We start from the raw sequence: 25,957 nt of genomic DNA on the forward strand, positions 1-25,957 counted from the left end.
ATGGGCCACACCGCACGCAAGCTCAGCAACATCCTCCAGCTCGGCCTCAAGGAGCTGCGCAGCCTCTACCGCGACCCGGCGATGCTGGTGCTGATCATCTATTCGTTCACCGTGGCCATCTACGAAGGCGCCACCGCGGTGCCGGAAGCGCCGCACCGGGCGAGCATCGCGGTGGTCGACGAGGACCGCTCGCAGGCCTCGCTGCGCATCATCAACGCCTTCCAGCTGCCGTATTTCATCCAGCCCAAGGCCATCGATCTGGCGCAGATGGACAGCGGCATGGACGCCGGCCTCTACACTTTCACCCTGAACATTCCACCGGGCTTCCAGGAAGACCTGCTCGCCGGGCGCCAGCCGAGCATCCAGCTCAACGTCGATGCCACCCAGGTCAGCCAGGCGTTCACCGGTGCCGGACACATTCAGCAGATCATCGCCAGCGAGACCGGCGAGTTCGTCAGGCGCTACCGCGGCGGCGAAGCGCTGCCGGTCGAGGCGGTGGTGCGCACCGCGTTCAACCCCAACCTCAGCCGCGCCTGGTTCGGCGCGGTGAACGAAGTGATCAACCAGATCACCATGCTGGCGATCATCCTCACTGGCGCCGCGCTGATCCGCGAGCGCGAGCACGGCACCATCGAGCACCTGCTGGTGATGCCGGTGACGCCGTTCGAGATCATGGTCGGCAAGGTCTGGGCGATGGGGCTGGTGGTGCTGGCGGCGTCGGCGTTCGCCCTGCGCTTCGTCGTCGAGGGCTGGCTGGACATTCCGATCCAGGGCTCGCTGCTGCTGTTCGCCGGCGGCGCCGCGCTGCACCTGTTCGCCGCCACTTCGATGGGCATCTTCTTCGGCACGGTGGCGCGCTCGATGCCGCAGCTGGGGCTGCTGGTGATCCTCACGCTGATTCCGCTGCAGATCCTCTCCGGCGGGGTGACCCCGCGCGAGAGCATGCCCGAGCTGGTGCAGCAGGTGATGCTGTTCGCCCCGACCACGCACTTCGTCGAGCTGGCCCAGGCCATCCTGTTCCGCAGCGCCGGCGCCGCGGTGGTCTGGCCACAGCTGCTGGCCCTGGCGGCGATCGGCGCGGTGTTCTTCGTCGGTGCGCTGTCGCGGCTGCGCAAGTCGCTGCGCTAGCGCCGTTCGTCCTGATCCAGACAGGCGATTGCCGGGCATCAGGGCTCACACAAGGCTGGCCCGCGGATCGCCTCGGACAACGCGCGGGGCCTGGCTGGAGGTCCGCTCGCAGCACCTGCAACCCGCCGCCGGACTGGCGCCCGGCCAGCACCCTATACTCCTCACCGTAACCAAACGGTCATGGCCGGCGCCGGGCGCCCCCGGGAATTTTTGCATCGCTGCCCGGTCTATCCAGCCGACACACGCTCAGAGCCTGACGCTCCAGAGCACGCCAAGGAAGCCCGATCACTATGCGCATTCTCGTAACTGGCGGGGCCGGATTCATCGGCTCGGCACTGATTCGCCACCTCATCCACGATACCGAGCACAGCGTGCTCAACCTGGACAAACTGACCTACGCCGGCAATCTCGAATCGCTGGCCGCCGTGGAAGACCATCCGCGCTATCAGTTCCTCCAGGCCGACATCGCCGATCGTGAGCGGGTCAGCGAGGCGCTGCTGGACTTCCAGCCGGACGCCATCATGCACCTGGCCGCCGAATCGCACGTCGACCGTTCCATCGACGGCCCGGCCGAATTCATCCAGACCAACATCGTCGGCACCTATCAGCTGCTGGAAGCCGCCCGCGCCTACTGGCAGAGCCTGCCGGCCGAACGCCGCGAGGCCTTCCGTTTCCACCACATCTCCACCGACGAGGTGTACGGCGACCTGCACGGCACCGACGACCTGTTCACCGAGACCACACCCTACGCACCCAGCTCGCCCTACTCGGCGAGCAAGGCCGCGTCCGATCACCTGGTCCGCGCCTGGCAGCGCACCTACGGTCTGCCGGTACTGATCACCAACTGCTCGAACAACTACGGGCCGTTCCACTTCCCCGAGAAGCTGATCCCGCTGGTGATCCTCAACGCCCTGGACGGCAAGCCGCTGCCGGTCTACGGCGACGGCGCGCAGATTCGCGACTGGCTGTTCGTCGAGGACCACGCCCGCGCGCTGCTGACGGTGGTGAGCAAGGGCAAGGTCGGCGAGACCTACAACATCGGTGGCCACAACGAGCAGAAGAACATCGACGTGGTGCGCAGCATCTGTGCGCTGCTCGAAGAGCTGGCGCCGCACAAGCCAGCCGGCGTGGCGCGCTTCGAGGACCTGATCACCTTCGTCAAGGATCGCCCGGGTCATGACCTGCGCTACGCCATCGACGCGAGCAAGATCGAGCGCGAGCTCGGCTGGGTGCCGCAGGAAACCTTCCAGAGCGGCCTGCGCAAGACCGTGCAGTGGTACCTGAACAACCTCGAATGGTGCCGTCGCGTCCAGGACGGCAGCTATCAACGCGAGCGCCTTGGCGCGCTGGAGAACATCGCATGAAGGGAATCATCCTCGCCGGCGGGTCCGGCACGCGCCTGCACCCCATCACCCTCGGCGTGTCCAAGCAGCTGTTGCCGATCTACGACAAGCCGATGATCTACTACCCGCTGTCGGTGCTGATGCTCGCCGGCATCCGCGACGTGCTGATCATCTCCACCCCGCACGACCTGCCGCAGTACCAGAACCTGCTCGGTGACGGCAGCCAGTTCGGCATCCGCCTGCAGTATGCCGAGCAGCCTTCGCCGGACGGTCTGGCCCAGGCGTTCCTGATCGGCGAAGAGTTCATCGGCAGCGACCCGGTGTGCCTGATCCTCGGCGACAACATCTTCCACGGCCAGCACTTCACCGAGAAGCTGCAACGCGCCGCGCGCCAGGAAAAGGGCGCCACGGTGTTCGGCTACTGGGTCAAGGACCCGGAGCGCTTCGGCGTGATCGACTTCGACGAGAACGGCAAGGCGCTGTCCATCGAGGAGAAGCCGAAGAAGCCCAAGTCCAGCTATGCGGTGACCGGCCTGTACTTCTACGACAACGACGTGATCGAGATCGCCAAGTCGATCAAGCCCTCGCCGCGCGGCGAGCTGGAGATCACCGACGTCAACATGGCCTACCTCAAGCGCGGCGACCTCAACGTCGAACGCTTCGGTCGCGGCTTCGCCTGGCTCGACACCGGCACCCATGACAGCCTGCTGGAAGCCTCGCAGTACGTGCAGACCATCGAGCACCGTCAGGGTCTGAAGGTCGCCTGCCTGGAAGAAATCGCCTACCAGCACAAGTGGATCGATCGCGAGCAGCTGCTGCGCCGCGCCGATGCGCTGGGCAAGACCGGCTACGGCCAGTACCTGTTCAAGCTGGCGGGTGAAGACGCATGAAGATCATCGAAACCAGCATTCCCGACGTACTGATCATCGAGCCGAAGGTCTTCGGCGACGAACGCGGTTTCTTCTACGAGAGCTTCAACGCGGCCGCCTTCGAGGCGGCCACGGGGCTCAAGCGTCAGTTCGTCCAGGACAACCACTCCAAGTCCCAGCGCGGCGTGCTGCGCGGCCTGCATTACCAGATCCAGCAGCCGCAGGGGAAACTGGTGCGTGTGGTGGCCGGCGAGGTGTTCGATGTGGCCGTCGACCTGCGCCGGAGTTCGCCGAGCTTCGGTCGCTGGACCGGCGTGCTGCTGAATGCCGAAAACAAACGCCAGCTGTGGATTCCCGAGGGTTTCGCGCATGGTTTCGTGGTGCTCAGCGAGACTGCCGAATTCCTCTACAAGACCACCGACTACTACGCGCCGGAGCATGAGCGCAGCCTGTTGTGGAACGACCCGGAGCTGGGCATCGACTGGCCGCTCGACACCCCACCGCAGCTGTCCGCCAAGGATCAGGCCGGCAAGCTGCTGCGCGATGCGGAGCTGTTCACATGAAGATCCTGATCACCGGCAGCCGCGGCCAGCTCACCCGTGAACTGCAGCTGGAACTGGCCGGCGACGGCAAGGTGCTCGCCCTCGGGCACAACGTCCTCGACCTGGCCGATCCCGCGCAGATTCGCGAACAGGTGCGCCTGCTGCGCCCCGACCTGATCATCAACGCCGCCGCCTACACCGCGGTCGATCCGGCCGAACGCGAGCGCGAACAGGCGTTCGCGGTAAACGCGCGCGGCCCTGGCGTACTCGCCGAGGAGGCGGCACGGCTCGGCGTACCGCTGGTCCACTACTCCACCGATTACGTCTTCGACGGGCGCAAAGCCGGCGCCTACATCGAGCAGGACCCGCCACGCCCGCTGGGCGTATACGGTGCCAGCAAGCTGGCCGGCGAACAGGCGATCCAGGCGGTGGCCGGCGAGCAGCTGATCCTGCGCACCAGCTGGGTCTATTCCCTGCACGGCAAGAACTTTCTGCTGACCATGCAGCGCCTGCTGCAGGAGCGCGACGAGCTCTCGGTGGTCGCCGATGAGATCGGCGCCCCGACCTGGGCGCGCAGCATCGCCCGCACCACCGGGGCGATGATCCGGCGCTGGCGCGACGGCCAGCGCTCGCTCGAAGGCCTCTATCACCTGAGCGCCGAGGGCGAGACGTCCTGGTACGGCTTCGCCTGCAGCATCGCCGAGCATCTGCAGAACCAGGGCACGCTGCGCGCGCGGATCGAGCCGATCCGCTCCTGCGACTACCCCACCGCCGCCCAGCGCCCGCTCAATTCACGGCTCGACTGTTCGCGCCTGCAGCAGGACTGGGACCTGCAGCTGCCGGACTGGGAAAGCGCCCTGCACGAATGCCTGAACGCCCCCTGCGCGATCCAGCTGGCGCGCCACGCCGCACTGCAGCAAAGCCTCTGACCGCCCCGCCCACGGACCGGGCAACCGCGCGGCGCTGAATCTCGCACTACCGAACGTGCATAATGCGCCGGACTCACAGGCGCACCCATGACCGCATCCGCACTCACTCACCGCCCCCGCTGGCGCAACCTCGCGCTGCTCGCCGTACTGCTGGCGCCGCTGCTGTGGCCGCTGCAGCAACTGGCCGACCGCTACTACCGCAGCGAACTGACCGAACAGAATCGCCAGACCCTCGACCTCTACGTCGCCAACCTGCTCGGCACGCTCAACCGCTACGAGGTGCTGCCGCGCATCCTCGGCGAGCTGCCGGAGCTGCGCTCGGCGCTGCACAATGCCGAGGTGCCGCAGGTCCGTGATCGCGCCAACCGCCTGCTGCGACAGCTGCAGCAGCGCACCGGGGCCGACGTGATCTACCTGATGGATACCTCGGGCACCACGCTGGCGACCTCCAACTGGGACGCCGAGGACAGCTTCATCGGGCGTAACTTCGCCTTCCGCCCGTACTTCCGTCAGGCGATGGAAGGCCGCCTGGGGCGGTTCTTCGGCCTCGGCAACACCTCCGGCAAGCGCGGTTACTACTTCGGCTCGGCGGTGCGAGATGGCGACCAGATTCTCGGCGTGCTGGTGGTCAAGGTCGATCTGGACCACACCGAAACGCTGTGGGGCAACACCCCGGAGCAGCTGATGGTAACCGACGCCTTCGGCGTGGTGATCCTCACCTCGCGTGCGGACTGGCGTTTTCGCGCCAGCCGCGCGCTGAGCGCCGAGGAGCGCGAGCAGATCGCCTTCGACCAGCCCTACACCACTCTCGAGCCGCGCGACCTGACGCTGAACATCGACGCCTGGCTGATCCAGAGCCGCGAACTGAAAGAGACCGGCTGGAGCGTGCGCATCCTCGCGCCGATCGCGCTGGTCGAGCGGCCGGTACGCACCGTGGTCGCCATCGGCGGCGCCACCCTGCTGGCGCTGCTGCTGTTGCTCGGCCTGCTGATGCAACGCCGGCGGCACTTTCTCGACCGCCTGGCGCTCGACGTGCAGGCCCGCCGCGAACTGGAGCAGCGTGTGCAGGAACGCACCCGCGACCTCGAAGCGCTGAACAGCCGCCTCAAGGTCGAGGTGCTCGAACGCGAACAGGCCCAGCAGGAGCTGGTGCGCGCCCAGGACGAGCTGCTGCAGGCCGGCAAGCTGTCGGCGCTGGGCACCATGAGCGCCAGCATCAGCCACGAGCTGAACCAGCCGCTGGCGGCGATCCGCAGCTACGCCGACAACGCCGGCGTGCTGCTTGACCAGCAGCGCAACGCCGAGGCACGCGACAACCTCAGGCTGATCAGCGAACTGACCGCGCGCATGGCCTCGATCATTGCGCACCTGCGCGCCTTCGCCCGCCGCGACCAACACGCGCCCGAGCGCGTCGCCCTGCAGCCGGCGCTGGACGATGCGCTGGCGCTGCTGGCCAAGCGCCGCCAGGCGATGGGCGTCGAGCTGGTGCGCGATCTGCCGGAAGCTACGTTGTGGGTACAGGCCGGCGAGACGCGCTTGCGGCAGATCCTCGCCAACCTGCTGGCCAACGCCCTCGACGCCCTCGCCGAGCGCCCGCCGGTCAGGCGCATCTGGCTGCGCGCCGAACAGCAGGGCAACGGCGTACTGCTGACCCTGCGCGACAACGGCCCGGGGTTTTCCGCCGAGGCGCTGCGCCGCGCACGCGAACCCTTCTTCACCACCAAGACCAGCGCCCAGGGCCTCGGCCTCGGCCTGGCGATCTGCGATACGCTGGTGCGCGCGCTGGGCGGCGAGCTGAGCCTCGCCAACCACCCCGACGGCGGCGCCCAGCTGGGCCTGTTCCTGCGCAGCGCCGAACCCGGCGCCGCCTTCCCGACCGAGGATCATCTGCAATGAGCGACAACCTGATCAGCGCCGACGCCCAGGTGCTGCTGATCGACGACGACCCGCACCTGCGCAAGGCGCTGAGCCAGACCCTGGACCTGGCCGGCCTGCGGGTGGTCAGCCTGGGCGATGCGCGCGAGGTGGGCGCACGGCTGCCGGCCGACTGGCCGGGCGTGGTGGTCAGCGACATCCGCATGCCCGGCATCGACGGCCTGGAGCTGTTGCAGCAGCTGCGCGGGCGCGACGCCGAACTGCCCGTCATCCTCATCACCGGCCACGGCGACATCCAGCTGGCCGTGCAGGCGATGCGCGCCGGCGCCTACGATTTCCTCGAAAAACCCTTCCCCAGCGAAGCACTGCTCGACAGCGTGCGGCGTGCCCTGGCGCTGCGCCAGCTGGTGCTGGACAACCGCAGCCTGCGCCTGGCGCTGGCCGATCGTCAGCAGCTGACCGCGCGCCTGCTCGGCCATTCGCCGGCGATGCTACGCCTGCGCGAGCAAATCGGCGCGCTGGCCGGCACCCAGGCCGACGTGCTGATCCTCGGCGAAACCGGCGCCGGCAAGGAGGTGGTCGCGCGCGCGCTGCACGACCTGTCCAGCCGACGCAACGGCCCGTTCGTGGCGATCAACGCCGGTGCGCTGGCCGAGTCGGTGGTCGAGAGCGAGCTGTTCGGCCACGAGCCGGGCGCCTTCACCGGCGCGCAGAAACGACGCATCGGCAAGTTCGAGTTCGCCAACGGCGGCACGCTGTTCCTCGACGAGATCGAGAGCATGAGCCTGGACGTGCAGGTCAAGCTGCTGCGCCTGCTGCAGGAGCGCGTGGTCGAGCGCCTCGGCGGCAACCAGTCGATCGCGCTGGACATCCGCGTCATCGCCGCGACCAAGGAAGACCTGCGCGTGGCCGCCGATCAGGGACGCTTTCGCGCCGACCTCTATTACCGCCTGAACGTCGCGCCGCTGCGCATTCCGCCGCTGCGCGAACGCAACGAGGACATCCTCCTGCTGTTCCAGCATTTCGCCGAAACCGCCGCCCAGCGCCACGGCCTGCCGATACGCGATCTGCAGCCGGAGCAGCGCGCCCTGCTGTTGCGCCACGACTGGCCCGGCAACGTGCGCGAGCTGCAGAACACTGCCGAGCGTTTCGCCCTCGGCCTTGGTCTGGGCCTGGAGCAGGCAGCCGCCGGCGCGTCGATGCCGGGCGGCGGCACGCTGGGCGAGCAGGTCGACGCCTTCGAACGCGCGCTGATCGCCGCCGAACTAGCGCGCCCGCACAGTTCGCTGCGCAGCGCGGCCGAGGCGCTCGGCCTGCCGCGCAAGACCCTGCACGACAAACTGCGCAAACACGGCCTGAGCTTCACCGAGACTGGCGGAAGTTCGCCCGACGACGGGGAATAATTGGCGGTTTTCCGCCATTGAACCCTGGCACGCCTCGCCTGCGACGAAATGCCTCGAATCCTTTCCCCGGCGCCGCCAGGCGCGCCGGGCGCAACCCGCAAAGCTGCGACCCAGACGGCTTTCCTGGCATCTGCCCATTCAAAGCGTCATGCGCAGCTGGTACAACCTTTGCCCACGCAAGGATGCAACCGCCGGCTGGCACAGGCATTGCTAACTTACTGAAACCTTGCGGGACATGTCGCTCGACGGCAGGAGGCATCGCCAAATGCTGCCTAGACTCATCGCAGGTTACTGCCGAATCGTCGCGCGGCGATTCTTCACAACAAGAGGGAAACACCAATGTTCAAACTGACTGCCAAGGCGCTGGCTTGCGCCCTGTCGCTGAGCATCGCCGGTCTGGCCCATGCGGCCGACCCGATCACCATCAAGTTCTCCCACGTGGTCGCCGAGAATACGCCGAAAGGCCAGGGCGCCCTGCTGTTCAAGAAGCTGGTGGAAGAGCGCCTGCCGGGCAAGGTCGAGGTTCAGGTCTATCCGAACTCCTCGCTGTTCGGTGACGGCAAGGAAATGGAAGCCCTGCTGCTGGGTGACGTGCAGCTGATCGCGCCGTCGCTGGCCAAGTTCGAACACTACTCCAAGGGCGTCCAGGTCTTCGACCTGCCGTTCCTGTTCGATGACATCGCCGCGGTTGACCGCTTCCAGAAGGGCGAGGCCGGCCAGAAGCTGCTGCGCTCGATGGAAGACAAGAACATCACCGGTCTGGGCTACTGGCACAACGGCATGAAGCAGCTGTCGGCCAACAAGAAGCTGATCGAGCCGAAGGACGCCCGTGGTCTGAAGTTCCGCGTACAGGCTTCCGCCGTACTGGACGAGCAGTTCAAGGCCGTGCGCGCCAACCCGCGCAAGATGAGCTTCGCCGAGGTCTACCAAGGTCTGCAGACTGGCGTGGTGAACGGTGCCGAGAACCCGTACTCGAACATCTACTCGCAGAAGATGCACGAAGTGCAGAAGTACATCACTGAGTCCAACCACGGTCTGCTGGACTACATGGTGATCACCAACACCAAGTTCTGGAACGGTCTGCCGGCTGACATCCGCGGCGAACTGGAAAGCATCCTGGCCGAGGTCACCGTCGAGGTGAACAAGCAGGCCGATGCGCTGAACCAGGGCGACAAGCAGCGCATCCTCGATGCGGGTACCACCGAGATCATTACCCTCACCCCGGAGCAGCGCAACAAATGGCGTGAAGCCATGAAGCCGGTCTGGAAGAAGTTCGAGGGCGAGATCGGTGCCGACCTGATCAAGGCCGCCGAAGCCGCCAACCAGGCGCAATAAGCCGTACCAGGGGCGGGCTACCCGCCCGCCCCTGCTGTAATTCCAGAAAACCGACAGCCCAGTGAAAAAACACAGCAGCTAGCGAAGACGACGCCCACACCAAGGGCAGGACGGCAGAGGCCCAGGCGATCCCGGCCACACCGCTTCTCTGGCGAGAACAAGAGTTTTCATTGTGCTGTTTCTCCAGCCGCCCCGGCTGGTTCATGGCGCACGTTCCGTGTTCGCCCACCGTAAACTTGCAGTCCATCGGGAGATGTCATCCATGAACGCCCTGCGGCGCGTCTGGGACCACTTCGAGGAGAGCTTCATCGCTTTCCTGCTGGCGGCCATGACACTGGTGACGTTCGTCTACGTCATCCTCAACAACCTCTACACGCTGTTCTACGACCTGGGCGACCGGTTCGAGGGCAGTGCCGATTTCTGGTTTGCCATCGGCGACTACATCATCGGCCTGGCACAGGCCATGACCTGGAGTACCGCGCTGACCAAGGCGCTGTTCGCCTGGCTGATCTTCTTCGGTCTGGCCTATGGCGTGCGCACCGCCGGCCATATCGGCGTCGATGCACTGGTCAAGCTGGCGCCCAAGCACGTCCAGCGCTACATCGGCATCATCGCCTGCCTGGTCTGCCTGGGTTACACCGGGCTGCTGAGCGTCGCCAGCTTCGAGTGGATCCACACCCTGTTCAACGCCAACATCGGCGCCGAGGACCTGGGCCACGTCGGCGTCAAGCAGTGGCACATCGGCCTGATCGTGCCGTTCGGCTTCGCGCTGATGTTCATCCGTTTCGCCGAGATTTTCGTGCGCATCCTGCGTAATCAGCAGACCGGTCTCGGGCTTGCCGACGAAGCCGCCGATGCGGTCAAGCTGACCGAGCACGAGGAGCAAAAGTAAATGACCATCCTGTTCCTGTTCGTCCTGCTCTTCCTGCTGATGTTCCTCGGCGTGCCGATCGCCGTGTCGCTGGGCCTGGCCGGCTCGCTGACCATCATGATCTTCAGCGAAGACTCGGTGCGCTCGCTGGCGATCAAGCTGTTCGAGACCTCCGAGCACTACACCCTGCTGGCGATCCCGTTCTTCCTGCTGGCCGGTGCCTTCATGACCACCGGTGGCGTGGCGCGGCGCCTGATCGACTTCGCCAATGCCTGTGTCGGCCATATCCGTGGCGGCCTGGCCATCGGCGCGGTGCTGGCGTGCATGCTGTTCGCCGCGCTGTCCGGCTCCTCGCCGGCCACCGTTGCCGCGGTCGGCTCTATCGCCATCGCCGGCATGGTGCGCTCTGGCTACCCGCAGGCCTTCGGCGCGGGCATCGTCTGTAACGCCGGTACGCTGGGCATCCTCATCCCGCCGTCGGTGGTGATGGTGGTCTATGCCGCCGCGACCGAAACCTCGGTCGGCAAGCTGTTCATGGCCGGAGTAGTGCCGGGCCTGCTGCTGGGCGGCGTGCTGATGGTGGCGATCTACATCATCGCGGTGAAGAAGAACCTGCCGGCATTGCCGCGCGCGACCTTCCGCGAGTGGCTGTCGGCTGCACGCAAGGCGGTCTGGGGCCTGCTGCTGATGGTGATCATCCTCGGCGGCATCTACTCGGGCATGTTCACCCCGACCGAAGCAGCCGCCGTGGCTGCGGTCTACTCGGCCTTCGTCGCGCTGTTCGTCTATAAGGACATGACCATCCGCGAGTGCCCGAAGGTGATCCTGGAGTCGGCCAAGCTGAGCATCATGCTGATGTTCATCATCGCCAACGCCATGCTGTTCGCCCACGTGCTGACCACCGAGCAGATCCCGCAGACCATCACCGCCTGGGTAATGGACGCCGGCCTGCAGCCGTGGATGTTCCTGCTGGTGGTGAACATCGTGCTGCTGGTGGCCGGTGCCTTCATGGAGCCGTCGGCGATCATCCTGATCCTCGCGCCGATCCTCTTCCCGATCGCTGTGCAACTGGGCATCGACCCGATCCACCTGGGCATCATCATGGTGGTGAACATGGAGATCGGCCTGATCACGCCGCCGGTGGGCCTGAACCTGTTCGTCACCTCGGCGGTAACCGGCATGAGCGTCACCCAGGTGATTCGCGCCGCGATGCCGTGGCTGATGCTGCTGCTGAGCTTCCTGGTGATCATCACCTACGTGCCGTGGATTTCCCTGGCGCTGCCCGAAGCCCTGGGCATGTAGCGCTCGACCTCTCTGCTTTCCTTTTGCCCGGCCTTAGTGCCGGGCTTTTTTTTCCTGCCGTTCAGGCCGACAGCGGCAACGCGGCGCGGCGACGGAACCAGCCGGTGACCGACAGGCGGTCGACCTGCGTCGGCAGCACTTCATGCGGGAACTCCCCGGCCATGAACACCACCAGGGTGCCCGCCTCGGGAGCGACATCGAGGCTCTCACCGTCGGCCAGATACAGGCGCAGGGCGCCGCCGTGATCGGGCTGCCAGTTCGGATTGAGGTAGAGCACGGCGGTCACGCTACGGCTGTCATCGTCGCGAAAACGGTCGAGATGAGTCTTGTAGAACGCGCCCGGCGGATAGAAAGCGAAGTGACACTCGAACTCCTCCAGGCCGAGGTACAGCTCGCGGTTGAGCTGCTCGCGCAGCGCATCCATCAGCTGCAGGTAGAGATCGCTGGCGGCCGACTGGCCGGGTTCCAGCCAGAGAATGCGGTCGCTGCGTATGCCTTCATGCACCGCCTGGCTTCCGCCGCGCCCGATCGCGGCCGGCACCATGACACCCTCCGCCTCGCGGCGGCGACATTCTTCGGCGAGGCGGAGGGAGTCATGGCCTGGGATGAACGCACGCTGTACCGACCAGCCACGCACGGCCAGGTCATCGATGAGAGTCGAAAACTGCAAGATCAGGGCTCCGAGAGATCAGGATCATCAAACCGCCACGGCGGGCCACGCGGCGCAACGGGGAACGATGCGCGCAGCTGACATTCAAGATGATCTGGGGAAGAGGCGCACGATCATGCGCCCGGTGGCGTATTCTGCGCCCGCCGGGTGGCATCGGGAAATGCCCACGTGGCGGCAGGACTGTGGCAATTCGTCCAGCCTCCCGACCGCGCCAGCCCCGCTCGACAGTCGGCCAGGCGGCGTCGACAATGCCCGACCCCGTACAGGAGATCCCATGCGCGCCTTTCTTGCCCTTGCCCTATTGGTCATCAGCTTCGCCAGCCAGGCGGATGTCTACGAAGAACTCTACGAAACCGCCGGCTGGACCGAGCAGCGCGCCAATTTCAGCGACGCGCTGACCGCCGCCCAGCAGCGCTACAAGGACAGCCTGCCGCCGGCGGTATTCCAGGCACTGGTCGACAACAGCAACCGCCGCTTCGCCAGCGACGCCGTGGATCGGCGCGCCCTGCAGGCGCTGCGCGAGCACCTGGCCGAGCCGCAGTCGGCGCTGCAGTTCTTCCAGACCCCGCTGGGGCGCAAGGTCGTCGCCGCCGAGGTACTGGCGGCGCGCCGCGAACAACTCGCGCAGCATGTCGATGGCCTGCCGCGCATGGACGCCGGCAGCAATCGCCAGTTGTTGATTCGCCATCTCGCGCAGGCCATTCCAGCCAGCGCCGCCGGTGCCGAAGTCAGCCTGGCGCTGGCCGGTGTCGCCGCCGACAGCCTCAGCCAGATGCTGCCGGGCATTCTCGGCGGCGGTCAGGCGCAGGGGCTGCTGAACAGCCAGCGCGAACGGCTGGTGCAGCAGATCGAGGGCGATCTGGACAACACCCTGCTGTATGTCTACCGCTCGCTGTCCGATGCCGAACTGGAAGAGTACCTGCAGTTCGCCCAGTCCGCCGAGGGCAAGGCGTACTACGCGGCGGCGCTGCAGGCGCTGCGCGCGGGACTGGCGGTAGGCCCGGATTCGGCGGCGATTCAGGCACAGCAGCGCTGAACGCCGCCCGCGCTCATTTCAGGCGCTCGCGCAGGAAGGCGAAATAACGCTGGCGCAGCGCCTCGCTCTCGTTGACCAGATGATGACGCGCCGCCGGCAGGCGCAGGATTTCCGGCGCGGCGAACTTGCGCTGCAGCACCGGCAGGTTGTACTGCCAGTCCACCGTCATGTCCGCCTCGCCCTGGATGATCAGCGGTGACTCGCCGCTGCCCGTCGCCTTCTCGATGCGTGGAATCCAGCGCGACAACGCACCGACCCAGGCCGTCGGCAGGATGCTCGCCTGCAGCGGATCCTCGGTCTGCACGAACTGCAGGAAGCGCGCGTCGCTGGAGTTGTCGCTGAAGGCGCGCGGAATCTGCTGGACGAAGCGGCGCATCAGCTCGTAGCTCAGGCGCGAACGCAGCCAGGCGCGCGGACGAATCAGCGGCGCCAGGAGGATGGTGCGGCCACGCTCGGCACTCTGCGGCTGATGCAGCAGGTGATCGAGCAGGATCGCGCCGCCGGTACTCTGTCCGAGCAGGTGCCACGGCCGAGGCAGATCGAGCTGGCGCGCCTGCTCGAAGAGGCCGTTGAGCACCGCCTGGTATTCCTCGAACTCGTTGATGCTGGCCGGCGGGCCGCTGGACAGACCGTGTCCCGGCAGGTCGCAGGCGAGCACGGCGAAGCCCATGTCCAGGCCCCATTCGACGACATGACGGTACAGCCCCATGTGATCGTAGTAGCCATGCATCACCAGCAGGCTGGCGTGCGGCTGCGGTGGCCACCAGGCCTGGGCCACCACGTCGTAGTCGCCGACGCGAAAACGCCCGAGGCGGCTGTGGATGTCACGTCGCTGTGGCAGGTCGAGGCCGTAATAGGCCTGGTAGTGTCGCGCCTCGGGGCTCAGCTCGGTGGCGGCGTGCAGCTCGCCAAGCTGCGCGCGTAGCAGGTCGGGTTGGATTCGCTGGGGCATGGCCGTTCAGTTCGTCGAAACAGCGGACGTCATAAGGTCCTGTGCGCAAAACCGCCGCAGCGGCGGCGCATGGCGGCATATTCCGCTCTGTGACGGGGCATGGCAAGCTGACGCCCCCGCTGCCGAGACCCGCCATGCACCCGCGCCGCACGCTCCTCATTGCCTCCCTGCTTACCCTGCTCGTGGCTGGCGGCCTGCTGGCCGCGTTCAAGTGGTTCGAGGGGCGCTACCTGCGCACCTTCGAGGGCGAGCGCGCCGAACTGTTTTCCGGCGACGACCTCAGGCTGCCCGCCGAACTGCAGGGCCCGGGGCCGGTGCGCTTCGTGCATTTCTGGGATCCGGGCTGCCCGTGCAACGTCGGCAACCAGCAGCATCTGGAAGAGCTGCTCAAGCGCTTCGCCGGACAGCCGGTGGAGTTCTACGAGGTGCGCAAGCCCGGCAGCAAGGGCCGGCTGCCGCCGTCGCTGGCTGCGCTGAAGCCGCTGAACGCGTTCGAAGGCACCGCCGAGCTGCCCGCCAGCCCGGCCGTGGGCATCTGGGATCGCAACGGCGAGCTGGTCTATATCGGCCCCTACAGCGAGGGCGCGGTGTGCAGTTCGGACAACAGCTTCGTCGAGCCGATCGTCGAGGCCGTACTCGCCGGCCGCACGGTGCGCGCCACCCATTCGCTGGCGGTGGCGTGCTTCTGCGACTGGCAGCGCTGAGGCCGGAAACGAACAAGGGCGCCCTTGTTCGTAACTCAGCTGTGGGCGGAGGGCGGCACCGGCACCTGACTGTTGACCGCCCGTGGCTGCCAGCCTTGCGCCGCAACACTCTCGTCCATCGCCTGCTGCATGGCGCGCACCCGACGCTTCTCGGCGCGACGGCTCAGGTACCAGGCGAAGAACGTCGCCAGCGACACGCTGAGCAGAATCAGGCTGGCCACAGCGTTGATTTCCGGCTTCACGCCCAGGCGCACGGCGGAGAAGATTTCCATCGGCAGGGTGGTCGAGCCGGGGCCGGAGACGAAGCTGGCCAGTACCAGATCATCCAGCGACAAGGCGAACGACAGCATGCCACCCGCGGCCAGCGACGGCGCGATCATCGGCATGGTGATCAGGAAGAACACCTTCCACGGCCGCGCGCCGAGGTCCATCGCCGCCTCCTCGATGGACAGGTCCAGCTCGCGCAGGCGCGCCATCACCACCACCGCCACGTAGGACGAACAGAAGGTGGTGTGGGCGATCCAGATCGTCACCAGACCCCGCTGCGCCGGCCAGCCGATCAGCTGCGCCATGGCCACGAACAGCAGCAGCAGCGACAGGCCGGTAATCACCTCGGGCATCACCAGGGGCGCGGTGACCAGCCCGCCGAACAGCGTGCGCCCGCGGAACACCGGGATGCGTGTGAGCACGAAGGCCGCCATCGTACCCAGCGCCACCGCAGCAATGGCGGTGTAAAAGGCCACCTCCAGCGAGCGCATCACCGAGCCCATCAGCTGGCTGTTGTCCAGCAGACCGACATACCACTTCACCGACCAGCCACCCCAGACGGTCACCAGCCGCGAGTCGTTGAACGAGTAGATGACCAGGATGACCATCGGCAGGTAGATGAACAGCAGGCCAAGGACCAGGATCAGGTTGGAGAAGCTCCAGCGTTTCATAGCTTGCCCTCCAGCTCTTTCGCCTGGTTTCTGTTGAACAGAATGATCGGCACCAAGAGGATCGCCAGCATCACCACCGCCAGCGCCGAGGCCACCGGCCAGTCGCGGTTGTTGAAGAATTCCTGCCAGAGCACCTTGCCGATCATCAGCGTCTCTGGGCCGCCGAGCAGCTCGGGGATGACGAATTCGCCGACCACCGGGATGAACACCAGCATGCAGCCGGCGATGATGCCGTTCTTCGACAGCGGCACGGTGATCTTCCAGAAGCTGGTGAGGTTGCGCGCGCCGAGGTCGGACGCCGCCTCCAGCAGGCTGGGATCGTGCTTCACCAGGTTGGCGTAGAGCGGCAGGATCATGAACGGCAGATACGAATAGACCACGCCGATGTACACCGCGATGTCGGTGTTGAGGATCTGCAGTGGCGTGTCGATCAGCCCGAGGTCGAGCAGTAGCCCGTTGAGCAGGCCGTTGCTGCTGAGGATGCCCATCCAGGCGTAGACGCGGATCAGGATCGCGGTCCAGGTCGGCATCATGATCAGCAGAAGCAGTACCGTCTGCAGGTCCTTGCGCGCCCGCGCGATGGCATAGGCCATCGGGTAGCCGATCAGCAGGCACAGCAGCGTGCTGAAGAAGGCGATGCGCAGCGAGCCGAGGTAGGCGGCCAGGTACAGCTCGTCCTCGCTGAGGAAGATGTAGTTGCCCAGGTTGATCAGCACCTGCAGCTGCTGCTCGGCGTAGCGGAAGATTTCCGTGTACGGCGGAATCGCCACGTCGGCCTCGGCGAAGCTGATCTTCAGCACGATGGCGAACGGCAGCAGGAAGAACAGCATCAACCAGAGGAACGGAACGCCGATGACCAGCCGGCGGCCGTTGTTCAGCGCGGGCCGGCGGCTCATGCCTGCAGCACCACGCCGCTGTCACTGAGCCAGTGCAGGTAGACCCGCTCCTCCCAGGTCGGCCATTTGACGTGGCGCTCGGCATTGGCGACGAAGGCCTGCAGCAGCATCCCCGACTCCAGCTTGATGTAGTACACCGAATGGCCGCCGAGGTAGGCGATGTCGTGCACCACGCCCTCGACCCAGTTGTAGTCCGCCATCTCCAGCACCGGCTTCTCCAGGCTCATCATCAGCTTCTCCGGGCGCAGGGCGTAGGTCACACGCTTGTCCTGGGCACGGGTACTGATGCCGTGGCCGACGTAGATGGGGCGTTCGAGCTGCGGGCAGGCAATCACCGCATGGTCTTCGAGGTCTTCCACCAGCTCGCCGTCGAACAGGTTGACGTTGCCGATGAATTCGCAGACCAGCCGGCTGGCCGGGGTTTCGTAGATGTCCATCGGGCTGCCGACCTGGGCGATCCAGCCCTGGCTCATGATGGCGATGCGCTCGGCCATGGTCATGGCCTCTTCCTGGTCATGGGTGACCATCACGCAGGTCACGCCGACGCGCTCGATGATCTGCACCAGTTCCAGCTGCATCTGCGAGCGCAGCTTCTTGTCCAGCGCGCCCATCGGCTCGTCGAGCAGCAAAAGCTTGGGCCGTTTCGCCAGCGAACGCGCCAAGGCCACGCGCTGGCGCTGGCCGCCGGAGAGCTGGTGCGGCTTGCGCTTGGCGTACTGGGTCATCTGCACCAGGCCGAGCATCTCGCTGACGCGCCCGGCGATCTCGTCCTTGGCCAGGCCATCCTGCTTGAGGCCGAAAGCGATGTTCTGCTCCACCGTCATGTGCGGGAACAGCGCATAGGACTGGAACATCATGTTGATCGGCCGCTCGTAGGGCGGCAGATCGGTGATGTCCTGACCGTCGAGGAAGATACGCCCCTCGCTCGGCCGCTCGAAGCCGGCGAGCATGCGCAGCAGGGTCGACTTGCCCGATCCGGAACCGCCCAGCAGGGCGAATATCTCGCCCTGATGGATGTTCAGCGAGACGTCATCGACCGCCACCGTTTCGTCGAACTTCTTGGTGACGCGGTCGATCTTCAGCAGCACCTGCTTGTTCTTGCTCTCGCCGGTGAGGGCTTTCTTGTAGGCGCTGGAGGCAACGGCCATGCGCGAACTCCCGAAAATGTAAGGTTGGCCGGCCAGCGCCGGATATCGATGGTCGTTGCAGCGGGCGGGAATCGCCCGGGTATCTATTTGCCGGATTTCACCTTGGTCCAGCTGCGATTCATCAGCCGCTGGATCTTCGCCGGCAGCTCGGCCGAGACGTACAGGCGATCCAGCACGTCCTGCGGCGGATAGATCGAAGGATCGTTGCGTACCTCTTGATCCATCAGTTCGCCCGCCTTGAGGTTGGGGTTGGCATAGCCGACGTAGTCGCTCACCGAGGCGATCACCTCGGGGCGCAACAGGTAGTCGATGAATGCATGGGCCTGTTCGACGTTGCCGGCATCGGCGGGGATGGCGAGCATGTCGAACCAGAGGTTGCCGCCTTCCTTGGGAATGGCGTAGGCGATCTCGATGCCCTTGCCAGCTTCCTCGGCACGGGCGGCGGCCTGGAACACATCGCCGGAGAACCCGGCGGCGACGCAGATATTGCCATTGGCGAGATCGGAAATGTACTTGGAGGAGTGGAAATAGCGCACGTGCGGACGCACTGCCAGCAGCTTCTCCTCGGCCTTGCGGTAGTCGGCGGGATTCTCGCTGTTGGGATCTAGGCCCAGATAGTTGAGCATGGCCGGAATCATCTCGTCGGCCGAGTCGAGCATGGCGATGCCGCAGCTGGCGAGCTTCTCCGCATTCTGCGGCTCGAACAGCACCGCCCAGGAGTCGATGGTGTCGACGCCGAGCGCTGCCTTGACCTTCTCCACGTTGTAGCCGATGCCGTTGGTGCCCCACAGGTAGGGCGCGGCGTGGGCGTTACCCGGATCGTTCTTCTGCAGTTGCTTGAGCAGCGCGGGGTCGAGGTTCTCCCAGTTCGGCAGCTTGGACTTGTCGAGCTTCTGGAAGGCGCCGGCGCGGATCTGCTTGCCGAGGAAGTGGTTGGACGGCACCACCACGTCATAGCCGGTGCGACCGGCCAGCAGCTTGCCCTCGAGGGTTTCGTTGGAGTCGAAGACGTCGTAGACAGGCTTGATGCCGGTCTCCTTCTCGAACTCTTCCAGCGTCGTTTCGCCGATGTAATCCGACCAGTTGTAGATGTGCACCGTGGCAGCCTGGGCCGTGGCGGCGCCAGCGAACGCGGCGGCGATGATCAGCGACGTGAGGGTCGAGCGCATGGGATGAGTCCTCTGGTTTCAGGCCGTGCGTTGCCCCGAGGGGAAAGCCGGGCTGTTTATTGGAAAAACCTCTGAAAATCAACAGGTGACGCAACAAAAAACCGAGTGTTGCGCGAGGAAATGCTGCGCCAGCGGACTACAGACTGGCGCAACTCCCGTCGGCTCGGCACTCCCTCGCCTTATAGCGACCGGGCAGCACGACGGCTGCCGGGCCGGCACGTCAGGCTTCAGCGACCCGACTTGATCTTGGTCCAGCTGCGGGTCATGGCGCGCTGGGTCTTCGGATCGAGGTCGGGGAAGGTGTAGAGCTTCTGCAGCACCTCCTGGCTCGGGTAGATGCCCGGGTCGGTACGAATGGCCTCGGCCACCAGCGGAGTCGACGCGGAGTTGGCGTTGGGGAACTGCACGTAGTCGGTGATCGACGCCATGACTTCCGGCTTCATCAGGTAGTTGATGAAGACATGGGCGTTCTCGACGTTCTTCGCATCGGCGGGAATGGCGACCATGTCGAAGAAGCTGCCGGCGCCTTCCTTGGGAATCTTGTAGCCGACGTTGACGCCGTTCTTGGCTTCCTCGGCGCGCGCCTTGGCCTGATAGATGTCGCCGGAGTAGCCGATGGCGACGCAGGTTTCGCCGTTGGCCAGGTCGGAGATGTACTTGGACGAGTGGAAGTAGGCGACGTGCGGGCGAATCTGCATGAACAGCGCTTCGGCCTTCTTCAGTTCATCGGCCTTGCCGCTGTCCGGCGCGTAGCCCAGGTAATGCAGGGCGGCCGGCAGGATTTCGGTCGGCGAGTCGAGGAAGGAGACGCCGCAGGCCTTCAGCTTCTCGATGTTTTCCGGCTTGAACACCAGGTCCCAGGAATCCACCGGCGCGTTGTCGCCGAGCACAGCCTTGACCTTGTCGACGTTGTAGCCGATGCCGATGGTGCCCCACATGTAGGGAATCGCGTACTGGTTACCCGGATCGCTCGGGTCCAGCGCCTTGAGCAGGCTCTTGTCGAGGTTTTCCCAGTTCGACAGCTTGGATTTGTCCAGCTTCTGGAACACCCCGGCCTTGATCTGCTTGGCGAGGAACGGGTTGGACGGCACCACCACGTCGTAGCCAGAGCTACCGGCCAGCAGCTTGGCTTCCAGCACTTCATTGCTGTCGAAGACGTCGTAGACGACCTTGATGCCGGTTTCCTTGGTGAAGTTCTCCAGGGTGTCTTCGGCGATGTAGTCGGACCAGTTGTAGACGTGCAGTACCTTTTCCTGGGCCTGCGCAGCCCCGGCGACAGCGCCGGCCAGCGTCATGGCAAGTAGGGTCTTGGCGAAGGGATTCATCCGTGCAGCTCCTGTTGTCGTCATTTATGTCGGGGCAGTGGAACAGACCATGAACAGCGCGGCGGTCTGGCGGTGCACCGTATCGGCGCATCTTCGGTTGGCTCCGGCCACGCGCAGCGCGCAGTCTGGCAAGGTCGGGGACGCTTTTTCAACAGACCGTACGCTGCCCGGTGAACCTTAGCCCAGCACGTCACGGGCGGTGGCATCCAGACACAGCCGGACCTTGCCGATCAGCTCGTCGATTTCCCCCTCGGCGATCACCAGCGGCGGCGACACGATCATGGTGTCGCCGACCGCGCGCATCACCAGGCCGTTGCGGAAGCAGTGCTCGCGACAGCGCATGCCCACCCCCGCCTCGGCGAAGCGCTCGCGGGTCTTCTTGTTCTTCACCAGCTCCAGCGCGCCGAGCATGCCGACGCCGCGCGCCTCGCCCACCAGCGGGTGCTCGGCGAGTTCCTGCCAGCGAGATTGCAAATAGGGTGCCGTCTTCGTCTTCACCCGCTCGACGATCTTCTCCTCGCGCAGGATGCGGATGTTCTCCAACGCCACCGCAGCGGCCACCGGATGCCCCGAATAGGTGAAGCCATGGTAGAACTCGCCGCCCTCGTTGAGCGTGCGCACCACTTCATCGCGCACCACCACGCCGCCCATCGGGATGTACCCCGAGGTCAGGCCCTTGGCGATGGGCATCAGATCCGGCTCGAGGCCGTAGTAGTCGCTGCCGAACCACTCACCGGTACGGCCGAAGCCGCAGATGACCTCGTCGGCGATGAAGAGGATGTCGTAGCGCGCGAGGATTTCCTTGATCCGCGGCCAGTAGCTCTGGGGAGGGATGATCACGCCGCCGGCGCCTTGGATCGGTTCGGCGATGAAGGCGGCGACCTTGTTCTCGCCGACCTCGAGAATCTTCTGTTCCAGCTGGTCAGCGATGCGTACGCCGAACTCTTCCGGGCTCATGTCGCCGCCCTCGCCGAACCAGTAGGGCTGGTCGATATGCTCGATGCCCGGGATCGGCCCGTCGCCCTGCTCGTGCATGGCCTTCATGCCGCCAAGGCTGGCGCCGGCGATGGTCGAGCCGTGATAGCCGTTCCAGCGGCCGATGATCACCTTCTTCGCCGGCTGGCCCTTGATCGCCCAGTAATGGCGCACCATGCGCAGCACGGTGTCGTTGGCTTCCGAGCCCGAGCCGGTGAAGAACACATGGTTCATTCCGGCCGGCGCGATGTCGGCGATCGCCTTGGCCAGGGCCACCGCCGGCGGGTGAGCGGTCTGGAAGAACAGGTTGTAGTAGGGCAGTTCGCGCATCTGCTTCGCCGCGGCCTCGACCAGCTCCTCGCGACCGTAGCCGACGTTGACGCACCACAGACCGGCCATGGCATCGAGAATCTTGTGGCCCTCGCTGTCCCACAGGTAGACGCCGGAAGCCTTGGTGATGATACGCGTGCCCTTGGCGTTCAGCGCCTTGTAGTCGGTGAACGGCGGCAAGTGGTGGTCGCGGCTCAGGGCTTGCCAATGCAGGGTTTGCGAATCGCTCATCGAGTCACCTCTTTTTGCCTATGTGAGTGGTCGGTGGATGAGCACCGCGTCATCCACCCCTACGGCTGTTCGTTACACCGAAAGCATCAGGAACTCGCGCTCCCAGGAGCTGATGACCCGGTGATAGTTCTCCTGCTCGGTGCGCTTGACCGCGACGTAGCCGGTGATGAACTTCGGGCTCAGGTACTTGCGCAGCTCGCGGCAGTTCTCCATGCGTTCCAGCGCCGCTTCCAGGGTCAGCGGCAGACGCAGGTTGCGGCGCTCGTAGCCGCGCCCCTTGACCGGCGGGCTCGGGTTGATGCCCTCGACCATACCGATGTAGCCGCACAGCAGGCTGGCAGCGATGGCCAGGTAGGGATTGGCGTCGGCGCCCGGCAGGCGGTTTTCCAGACGACGGTTCTGCGGGTCGGAATCCGGCACGCGCAGGCCGACGGTACGGTTCTCCTCGCCCCACTCGACGTTCACCGGCGCCGAGGTATCGGGCAGGAAGCGGCGGAACGAGTTGACGTTGGGTGCGAATAGCGGCAGCAGCTCGGGGATGTACTTCTGCAGGCCGCCGACGTGGTGCAGGAACAGCTGGCTCATCGAGCCGTCGGGATTGGAGAACACGTTGCGCCCGCTCTCCAGGTCCACCACGCTCTGGTGCAGATGCATGGCGCTGCCCGGCTCGCCGGTCATCGGCTTGGCCATGAAGGTGGCCGCCACGTTGTGCTTGAGCGCGGCCTCGCGCATGGTGCGCTTGAACACCAAAATCTGGTCGGCCAGATGCAGCGCCTCGCCATGACGGAAGTTGATCTCCATCTGCGCGGTGCCTTCCTCGTGGATCAGCGTGTCCAGGTCCAGGCCCTGCGCTTCGCACCAGTCGTACATGTCCTCGAACAGCGGGTCGAATTCGTTGGCCGCATCGATGGAGAACGACTGGCGGCCAGTCTCCTGGCGCCCGGAACGGCCGATCGGCGGCTGGAACGGCAGGTCGGGGTCCTCGCAGCGACTGGTCAGGTAGAACTCCATTTCCGGCGCGACGATGGGCTGCCAGCCGCGATCGGCGTACAGCTTCAATACGCGCTTCAGGATGTTGCGCGGCGACAGCTCGATGGGGTTGCCCATCTTGTCGTAGGTGTCGTGGATCACCTGGGCAGTGGGTTCGATGGCCCAGGGCACGAGAAACACCGCATTGGGATCGGGCCGGCAGAACATGTCGATGTCCGCCGGATCGAGCAGTTCGTAATAGATGTCATCCTCGACGTAGTCGCCGGTGACAGTCTGCAGCAGCACGCTTTCGGGCAGGCGCATGCCCTTCTCGCCGAGGAACTTGCTGGTCGGGGAGATCTTGCCGCGGGCGATGCCGGTCAGGTCGCTGATCAGGCATTCCACTTCAGTGATCTTGCGTTCTTTGAGCCAGCTGGTGAGCTGGTCGAGCTGGGTAGTCATGATGACCTCGGGTTGAGTGTTGGCGCCGCGTCCGATCAGCGCTGTCTCGCGCGTTCCCGACAGGCTTCGGCGAAGCCCTGGAACAACGCCAGGTAATGCGGGTGCTCGTGCACCTTCCATTCCGGATGCCACTGTACGCCGAGGGCGAAACTGCGGGCATCCTCCACCGAGAACGCCTCGATCAGACCGTCCGGCGCCAGCGCCTCGATGCGCAGGCCCTCGCCCAGACGTTCGACGCCCTGGCCATGCACCGAATTGACGCGCACCAGCGCCGGCAAGCCGAGACGCTCGAGCAGGCCGCCAGGTTGTACGTGCAGGTCGTGACTGAGGCCGTACTGGTCGTCGAGCGGCGCCTCGGGGTTCTCGCGGTGGTCCTGGTAGGGCTCCACCTCGTGCACTTTTTGCAACAGGCTGCCACCGAAGGCCACATTCATTTCCTGGAAGCCGCGACAGATGCCGAACACCGGAATACCCGCATGCACGGCCGCGCGGATCAGCGGCAGGGTCAGGCGGTCGCGCGGCGGATCGTGCGGGGTGCCCGGCGCGCTCTGCGGCCCGGCGTAATGCTGCGGCTCGACGTTCGACGGCGAGCCGGTGAACAGCAGGCCATCAAGGCTTTCCAGCAGCGTGGCCTGATCGATCAGTTCATCCAGGGCGGGGATGATCAGCGGCACACCGGCGACCGCGGCGGCGCGCAAGTACTTGTCGCCGGCAATATGAAAACCGTGCTGGCCGATCATGCGGGTGCAGGCGGAAACGCCGATCAGGGGCTTGCGCGACATGGGATGCTCGTCTTCCGGTTGATGGCTTACCGGAGAGTAGTCTTGTTCATTTTTATAGACAATAGCCGAACGGAGCGGCGATCTCGTGGTTTTTTCCACATCGCACGTCGGAGACGAAAATGCCCCGCAAGTGCCCACTCTGGGCCATCATGGGGCGTCCCGGAGGGCTATTGACAGGCTTCAGGCTTTCGGATTGACTCCTAACCGAGCAGTCTGATGATTGAAATTTTTAACAATTAAGGTGCTTCATCATGCTTCCCCCGCCGCGTGCCGTTCAGCTCAACGAAGCGAACGCGTTTCTCAAGGAACACCCGGAGGTGCTCTACATCGACCTCCTCATTGCAGACATGAATGGCGTCGTGCGTGGCAAGCGCATCGAACGCGCCAGCCTGCACAAGGTGTACGAGAAAGGCATCAACCTGCCCGCCTCGCTGTTTGCCCTGGATATCAACGGCATCACCGTGGAAAGCTCCGGTCTGGGCATGGACATCGGCGACTCGGACCGCACCTGTTTCCCCATTCCCAACACACTCAGTCGCGAACCCTGGCAGCGCCGCCCCACCGCACAGCTGCTGATGACCATGCACGAGCGTGATGGCGAGCCGTTCTTCGCCGACCCGCGCGAGGTACTGCGCCAGGTGGTGAGCCGCTTCGACGAACTGGGCCTGACCATCTGCGCCGCCTTCGAGCTGGAGTTCTACCTGATCGATCAGGAGAACGTGAACGGCCGACCACAACCGCCGCGCTCGCCGATCTCCGGCAAGCGCCCGCAGTCGACCCAGGTCTACCTGATCGACGACCTCGACGAGTACGTCGACTGTCTGCAGGACATTCTCGAAGGCGCCAAGGAGCAGGGCATTCCGGCCGACGCCATCGTCAAGGAGAGCGCCCCGGCGCAGTTCGAGGTCAACCTCCATCATGTCGCCGATCCGATCAAGGCGTGCGACTACGCGGTGCTGCTCAAGCGGCTGATCAAGAACATCGCCTACGACCACGAGATGGACACCACCTTCATGGCCAAGCCCTATCCGGGCCAGGCCGGCAACGGGCTGCACGTGCACATCTCGCTGCTGGACAAGGACGGTAACAATATCTTCGCTACCGACAACCCGCTGGAGAGCCAGGCCCTGCGCCACGCCATCGGCGGTGTGCAGGAGACGATGGCCGCATCGATGGCCTTCCTCTGCCCCAACGTCAACTCCTACCGCCGCTTCGGCGCACAGTTCTACGTGCCCAATGCACCCTGCTGGGGCCTGGACAACCGCACCGTGGCGCTGCGCGTGCCGACCGACAGCCCGGACGCCGTGCGTATCGAACACCGCGTCGCCGGCGCCGATGCCAACCCCTACCTGCTGCTGGCGGCGGTGCTGGCCGGCATCCACCACGGGCTGACCAACCGCATCGAGCCGAATGCGCCGATCGAGGGCAACTCCTACGAACAGGTGGAACCGAGCCTGCCGTCCAACTTGCGCGACGCGCTGCGCCAGCTCGACGACAGCGAGATCATGGCGCGCTACATCAGCCCCGATTACATCGACATCTTCGTCGCCTGCAAGGAAAGCGAACTGGCCGAGTTCGAGCATTCGATCTCCGACCTCGAATACAACTGGTACCTGCATACCGTCTGACCCACCGGCCCCGCTGCCGCGCGCCCGAGCGGGCGCGCAGCGCGGCGCCGCGCCGCGAGCGGCCGCCCCCTGCCCGGCGCCGAACAATCTCGCCTAGAATCACTCCATTCCTGACCGAACCATCATTATTTCCGCGAGGCCAGCC

Annotated in this window: 23 protein-coding genes; 13 read left to right on the forward strand and 10 right to left on the reverse strand. The window is 65.4% G+C overall.

The genetic code is table 11. From position 1 onward, the window contains the following. The 10 genes from U8L64_RS18435 to dctM all read left to right on the forward strand — a co-directional run bounded on the left by U8L64_RS18435 (position 1) and on the right by dctM (position 11,597). On the forward strand, positions 1–1,128 hold the full coding sequence (locus tag U8L64_RS18435; RefSeq protein ID WP_102828078.1) for an ABC transporter permease: 1,128 nt from the start codon (positions 1–3) through the stop codon (positions 1,126–1,128). 290 nt (positions 1,129–1,418) lie between these two features. After that, on the forward strand, positions 1,419–2,492 hold the full coding sequence (gene rfbB, locus U8L64_RS18440) for a dTDP-glucose 4,6-dehydratase (RefSeq protein WP_333398456.1): 1,074 nt from the start codon (positions 1,419–1,421) through the stop codon (positions 2,490–2,492). After that, the gene (rfbA, locus tag U8L64_RS18445) at positions 2,489–3,361 is read left to right on the forward strand and encodes a glucose-1-phosphate thymidylyltransferase RfbA (RefSeq protein ID WP_008569273.1); all 873 of its coding nucleotides are present in this window, start codon (positions 2,489–2,491) and stop codon (positions 3,359–3,361) included. Before rfbB ends, rfbA begins: the two co-directional genes overlap by 4 nt. Continuing rightward, positions 3,358–3,903, forward strand: a complete 546-nt coding sequence (gene rfbC / locus U8L64_RS18450) for a dTDP-4-dehydrorhamnose 3,5-epimerase (protein ID WP_043295157.1) — start codon at positions 3,358–3,360, stop codon at positions 3,901–3,903. Before rfbA ends, rfbC begins: the two co-directional genes overlap by 4 nt. Further along, a complete protein-coding gene (rfbD, locus tag U8L64_RS18455; protein WP_333398457.1) occupies positions 3,900–4,811 on the forward strand; it encodes a dTDP-4-dehydrorhamnose reductase in 912 nt (303 codons plus the stop codon). Before rfbC ends, rfbD begins: the two co-directional genes overlap by 4 nt. Before the next feature lie 87 nt (positions 4,812–4,898). Then, positions 4,899–6,707: a sensor histidine kinase gene (locus tag U8L64_RS18460; protein ID WP_273526396.1), complete on the forward strand. Its 1,809-nt coding sequence runs from the start codon at positions 4,899–4,901 to the stop codon at positions 6,705–6,707. Continuing rightward, positions 6,704–8,089: a sigma-54-dependent transcriptional regulator gene (locus tag U8L64_RS18465; protein WP_138300659.1), complete on the forward strand. Its 1,386-nt coding sequence runs from the start codon at positions 6,704–6,706 to the stop codon at positions 8,087–8,089. Before U8L64_RS18460 ends, U8L64_RS18465 begins: the two co-directional genes overlap by 4 nt. Before the next feature lie 339 nt (positions 8,090–8,428). Continuing rightward, positions 8,429–9,424 (forward strand): C4-dicarboxylate TRAP substrate-binding protein DctP, encoded by a 996-nt coding sequence (gene dctP, locus U8L64_RS18470; RefSeq protein WP_043295150.1) that lies wholly within the window; start codon positions 8,429–8,431, stop codon positions 9,422–9,424. A 262-nt stretch (positions 9,425–9,686) separates the two neighbouring features. Next, a complete protein-coding gene (locus tag U8L64_RS18475; protein WP_043295148.1) occupies positions 9,687–10,316 on the forward strand; it encodes a TRAP transporter small permease in 630 nt (209 codons plus the stop codon). Beyond that, positions 10,317–11,597, forward strand: a complete 1,281-nt coding sequence (gene dctM, locus U8L64_RS18480; protein WP_077682302.1) for a C4-dicarboxylate TRAP transporter large permease protein DctM — start codon at positions 10,317–10,319, stop codon at positions 11,595–11,597. Positions 11,598–11,658: 61 nt separating this feature from the next. Here the strand turns inward: dctM and U8L64_RS18485 are convergent, their stop codons facing one another. Then, entirely contained in the window at positions 11,659–12,267 is a 609-nt protein-coding gene (locus U8L64_RS18485) for a 2OG-Fe(II) oxygenase (RefSeq protein ID WP_234302984.1), read from the reverse strand. Between the two features lie 274 nt (positions 12,268–12,541). Between U8L64_RS18485 and U8L64_RS18490 the strand changes: the two genes are divergently transcribed. Further along, on the forward strand, positions 12,542–13,303 hold the full coding sequence (locus tag U8L64_RS18490) for a hypothetical protein (protein WP_333398458.1): 762 nt from the start codon (positions 12,542–12,544) through the stop codon (positions 13,301–13,303). A gap of 13 nt (positions 13,304–13,316) precedes the next feature. On the opposite strand, the gene U8L64_RS18495 is transcribed toward U8L64_RS18490, so the two are convergent. Then, entirely contained in the window at positions 13,317–14,255 is a 939-nt protein-coding gene (locus tag U8L64_RS18495) for an alpha/beta hydrolase (RefSeq protein ID WP_156715736.1), read from the reverse strand. Between the two features lie 134 nt (positions 14,256–14,389). Here U8L64_RS18495 and U8L64_RS18500 point away from each other — a divergent pair, with 134 nt between their 5' ends. Further along, the gene (locus U8L64_RS18500) at positions 14,390–14,959 is read left to right on the forward strand and encodes a DUF6436 domain-containing protein (RefSeq protein WP_043295140.1); all 570 of its coding nucleotides are present in this window, start codon (positions 14,390–14,392) and stop codon (positions 14,957–14,959) included. 35 nt (positions 14,960–14,994) lie between these two features. Here U8L64_RS18500 and U8L64_RS18505 read toward each other — a convergent pair whose 3' ends face one another. The 8 genes from U8L64_RS18505 to U8L64_RS18540 all read right to left on the reverse strand — a co-directional run bounded on the left by U8L64_RS18505 (position 14,995) and on the right by U8L64_RS18540 (position 24,184). Next, on the reverse strand, positions 14,995–15,897 hold the full coding sequence (locus U8L64_RS18505) for an ABC transporter permease subunit (RefSeq protein WP_043295139.1): 903 nt from the start codon (positions 15,895–15,897) through the stop codon (positions 14,995–14,997). After that, on the reverse strand, positions 15,894–16,793 hold the full coding sequence (locus U8L64_RS18510) for an ABC transporter permease subunit (protein ID WP_008569254.1): 900 nt from the start codon (positions 16,791–16,793) through the stop codon (positions 15,894–15,896). The genes U8L64_RS18505 and U8L64_RS18510 overlap by 4 nt, the downstream gene beginning before the upstream one ends. Continuing rightward, the gene (gene potA / locus U8L64_RS18515; protein WP_054093890.1) at positions 16,790–17,941 is read right to left on the reverse strand and encodes a polyamine ABC transporter ATP-binding protein; all 1,152 of its coding nucleotides are present in this window, start codon (positions 17,939–17,941) and stop codon (positions 16,790–16,792) included. Before potA ends, U8L64_RS18510 begins: the two co-directional genes overlap by 4 nt. An 83-nt stretch (positions 17,942–18,024) precedes the next feature. Then, entirely contained in the window at positions 18,025–19,110 is a 1,086-nt protein-coding gene (locus U8L64_RS18520) for a polyamine ABC transporter substrate-binding protein (protein WP_008569252.1), read from the reverse strand. Positions 19,111–19,337: 227 nt separating this feature from the next. Further along, a complete protein-coding gene (locus U8L64_RS18525; RefSeq protein ID WP_054093888.1) occupies positions 19,338–20,435 on the reverse strand; it encodes a polyamine ABC transporter substrate-binding protein in 1,098 nt (365 codons plus the stop codon). 177 nt (positions 20,436–20,612) lie between these two features. Continuing rightward, the gene (locus U8L64_RS18530) at positions 20,613–21,971 is read right to left on the reverse strand and encodes an aspartate aminotransferase family protein (RefSeq protein ID WP_333398459.1); all 1,359 of its coding nucleotides are present in this window, start codon (positions 21,969–21,971) and stop codon (positions 20,613–20,615) included. A 72-nt stretch (positions 21,972–22,043) separates the two neighbouring features. Continuing rightward, positions 22,044–23,402, reverse strand: a complete 1,359-nt coding sequence (locus U8L64_RS18535; RefSeq protein ID WP_043295134.1) for a glutamine synthetase family protein — start codon at positions 23,400–23,402, stop codon at positions 22,044–22,046. Positions 23,403–23,437: 35 nt separating this feature from the next. Then, complete coding sequence (locus tag U8L64_RS18540) at positions 23,438–24,184, reverse strand: gamma-glutamyl-gamma-aminobutyrate hydrolase family protein (protein ID WP_043295132.1); 747 nt, start codon at positions 24,182–24,184, stop codon at positions 23,438–23,440. 251 nt (positions 24,185–24,435) lie between these two features. Here U8L64_RS18540 and U8L64_RS18545 point away from each other — a divergent pair, with 251 nt between their 5' ends. Continuing rightward, entirely contained in the window at positions 24,436–25,812 is a 1,377-nt protein-coding gene (locus U8L64_RS18545) for a glutamine synthetase family protein (protein ID WP_043295130.1), read from the forward strand. Positions 25,813–25,957 lie beyond the last annotated feature (145 nt).

The organism is Pseudomonas sp. FIP_A4 (genome assembly GCF_036701605.1).
Taxonomy (GTDB): domain Bacteria; phylum Pseudomonadota; class Gammaproteobacteria; order Pseudomonadales; family Pseudomonadaceae; genus Stutzerimonas; species Stutzerimonas phenolilytica.

What these genes read in the sequence shown, in the direction of transcription:
- U8L64_RS18495 (WP_156715736.1), bottom strand. Translation starts at nt 14,255, where the DNA reads ATGCCCCAGCGAATCCAACCCGACCTGCTACGCGCGCAGCTTGGCGAG.
- potA (WP_054093890.1), bottom strand. Translation starts at nt 17,941, where the DNA reads ATGGCCGTTGCCTCCAGCGCCTACAAGAAAGCCCTCACCGGCGAGAGC.
- U8L64_RS18465 (WP_138300659.1), top strand. Translation starts at nt 6,704, where the DNA reads ATGAGCGACAACCTGATCAGCGCCGACGCCCAGGTGCTGCTGATCGAC.
- U8L64_RS18525 (WP_054093888.1), bottom strand. Translation starts at nt 20,435, where the DNA reads ATGAATCCCTTCGCCAAGACCCTACTTGCCATGACGCTGGCCGGCGCT.
- rfbA (WP_008569273.1), top strand. Translation starts at nt 2,489, where the DNA reads ATGAAGGGAATCATCCTCGCCGGCGGGTCCGGCACGCGCCTGCACCCC.
- U8L64_RS18460 (WP_273526396.1), top strand. Translation starts at nt 4,899, where the DNA reads ATGACCGCATCCGCACTCACTCACCGCCCCCGCTGGCGCAACCTCGCG.
- rfbB (WP_333398456.1), top strand. Translation starts at nt 1,419, where the DNA reads ATGCGCATTCTCGTAACTGGCGGGGCCGGATTCATCGGCTCGGCACTG.
- dctM (WP_077682302.1), top strand. Translation starts at nt 10,317, where the DNA reads ATGACCATCCTGTTCCTGTTCGTCCTGCTCTTCCTGCTGATGTTCCTC.
- U8L64_RS18490 (WP_333398458.1), top strand. Translation starts at nt 12,542, where the DNA reads ATGCGCGCCTTTCTTGCCCTTGCCCTATTGGTCATCAGCTTCGCCAGC.
- dctP (WP_043295150.1), top strand. Translation starts at nt 8,429, where the DNA reads ATGTTCAAACTGACTGCCAAGGCGCTGGCTTGCGCCCTGTCGCTGAGC.
- U8L64_RS18545 (WP_043295130.1), top strand. Translation starts at nt 24,436, where the DNA reads ATGCTTCCCCCGCCGCGTGCCGTTCAGCTCAACGAAGCGAACGCGTTT.
- U8L64_RS18475 (WP_043295148.1), top strand. Translation starts at nt 9,687, where the DNA reads ATGAACGCCCTGCGGCGCGTCTGGGACCACTTCGAGGAGAGCTTCATC.
- rfbD (WP_333398457.1), top strand. Translation starts at nt 3,900, where the DNA reads ATGAAGATCCTGATCACCGGCAGCCGCGGCCAGCTCACCCGTGAACTG.
- U8L64_RS18505 (WP_043295139.1), bottom strand. Translation starts at nt 15,897, where the DNA reads ATGAAACGCTGGAGCTTCTCCAACCTGATCCTGGTCCTTGGCCTGCTG.
- U8L64_RS18540 (WP_043295132.1), bottom strand. Translation starts at nt 24,184, where the DNA reads ATGTCGCGCAAGCCCCTGATCGGCGTTTCCGCCTGCACCCGCATGATC.
- U8L64_RS18530 (WP_333398459.1), bottom strand. Translation starts at nt 21,971, where the DNA reads ATGAGCGATTCGCAAACCCTGCATTGGCAAGCCCTGAGCCGCGACCAC.
- U8L64_RS18500 (WP_043295140.1), top strand. Translation starts at nt 14,390, where the DNA reads ATGCACCCGCGCCGCACGCTCCTCATTGCCTCCCTGCTTACCCTGCTC.
- U8L64_RS18435 (WP_102828078.1), top strand. Translation starts at nt 1, where the DNA reads ATGGGCCACACCGCACGCAAGCTCAGCAACATCCTCCAGCTCGGCCTC.
- U8L64_RS18535 (WP_043295134.1), bottom strand. Translation starts at nt 23,402, where the DNA reads ATGACTACCCAGCTCGACCAGCTCACCAGCTGGCTCAAAGAACGCAAG.
- U8L64_RS18510 (WP_008569254.1), bottom strand. Translation starts at nt 16,793, where the DNA reads ATGAGCCGCCGGCCCGCGCTGAACAACGGCCGCCGGCTGGTCATCGGC.
- rfbC (WP_043295157.1), top strand. Translation starts at nt 3,358, where the DNA reads ATGAAGATCATCGAAACCAGCATTCCCGACGTACTGATCATCGAGCCG.
- U8L64_RS18520 (WP_008569252.1), bottom strand. Translation starts at nt 19,110, where the DNA reads ATGCGCTCGACCCTCACGTCGCTGATCATCGCCGCCGCGTTCGCTGGC.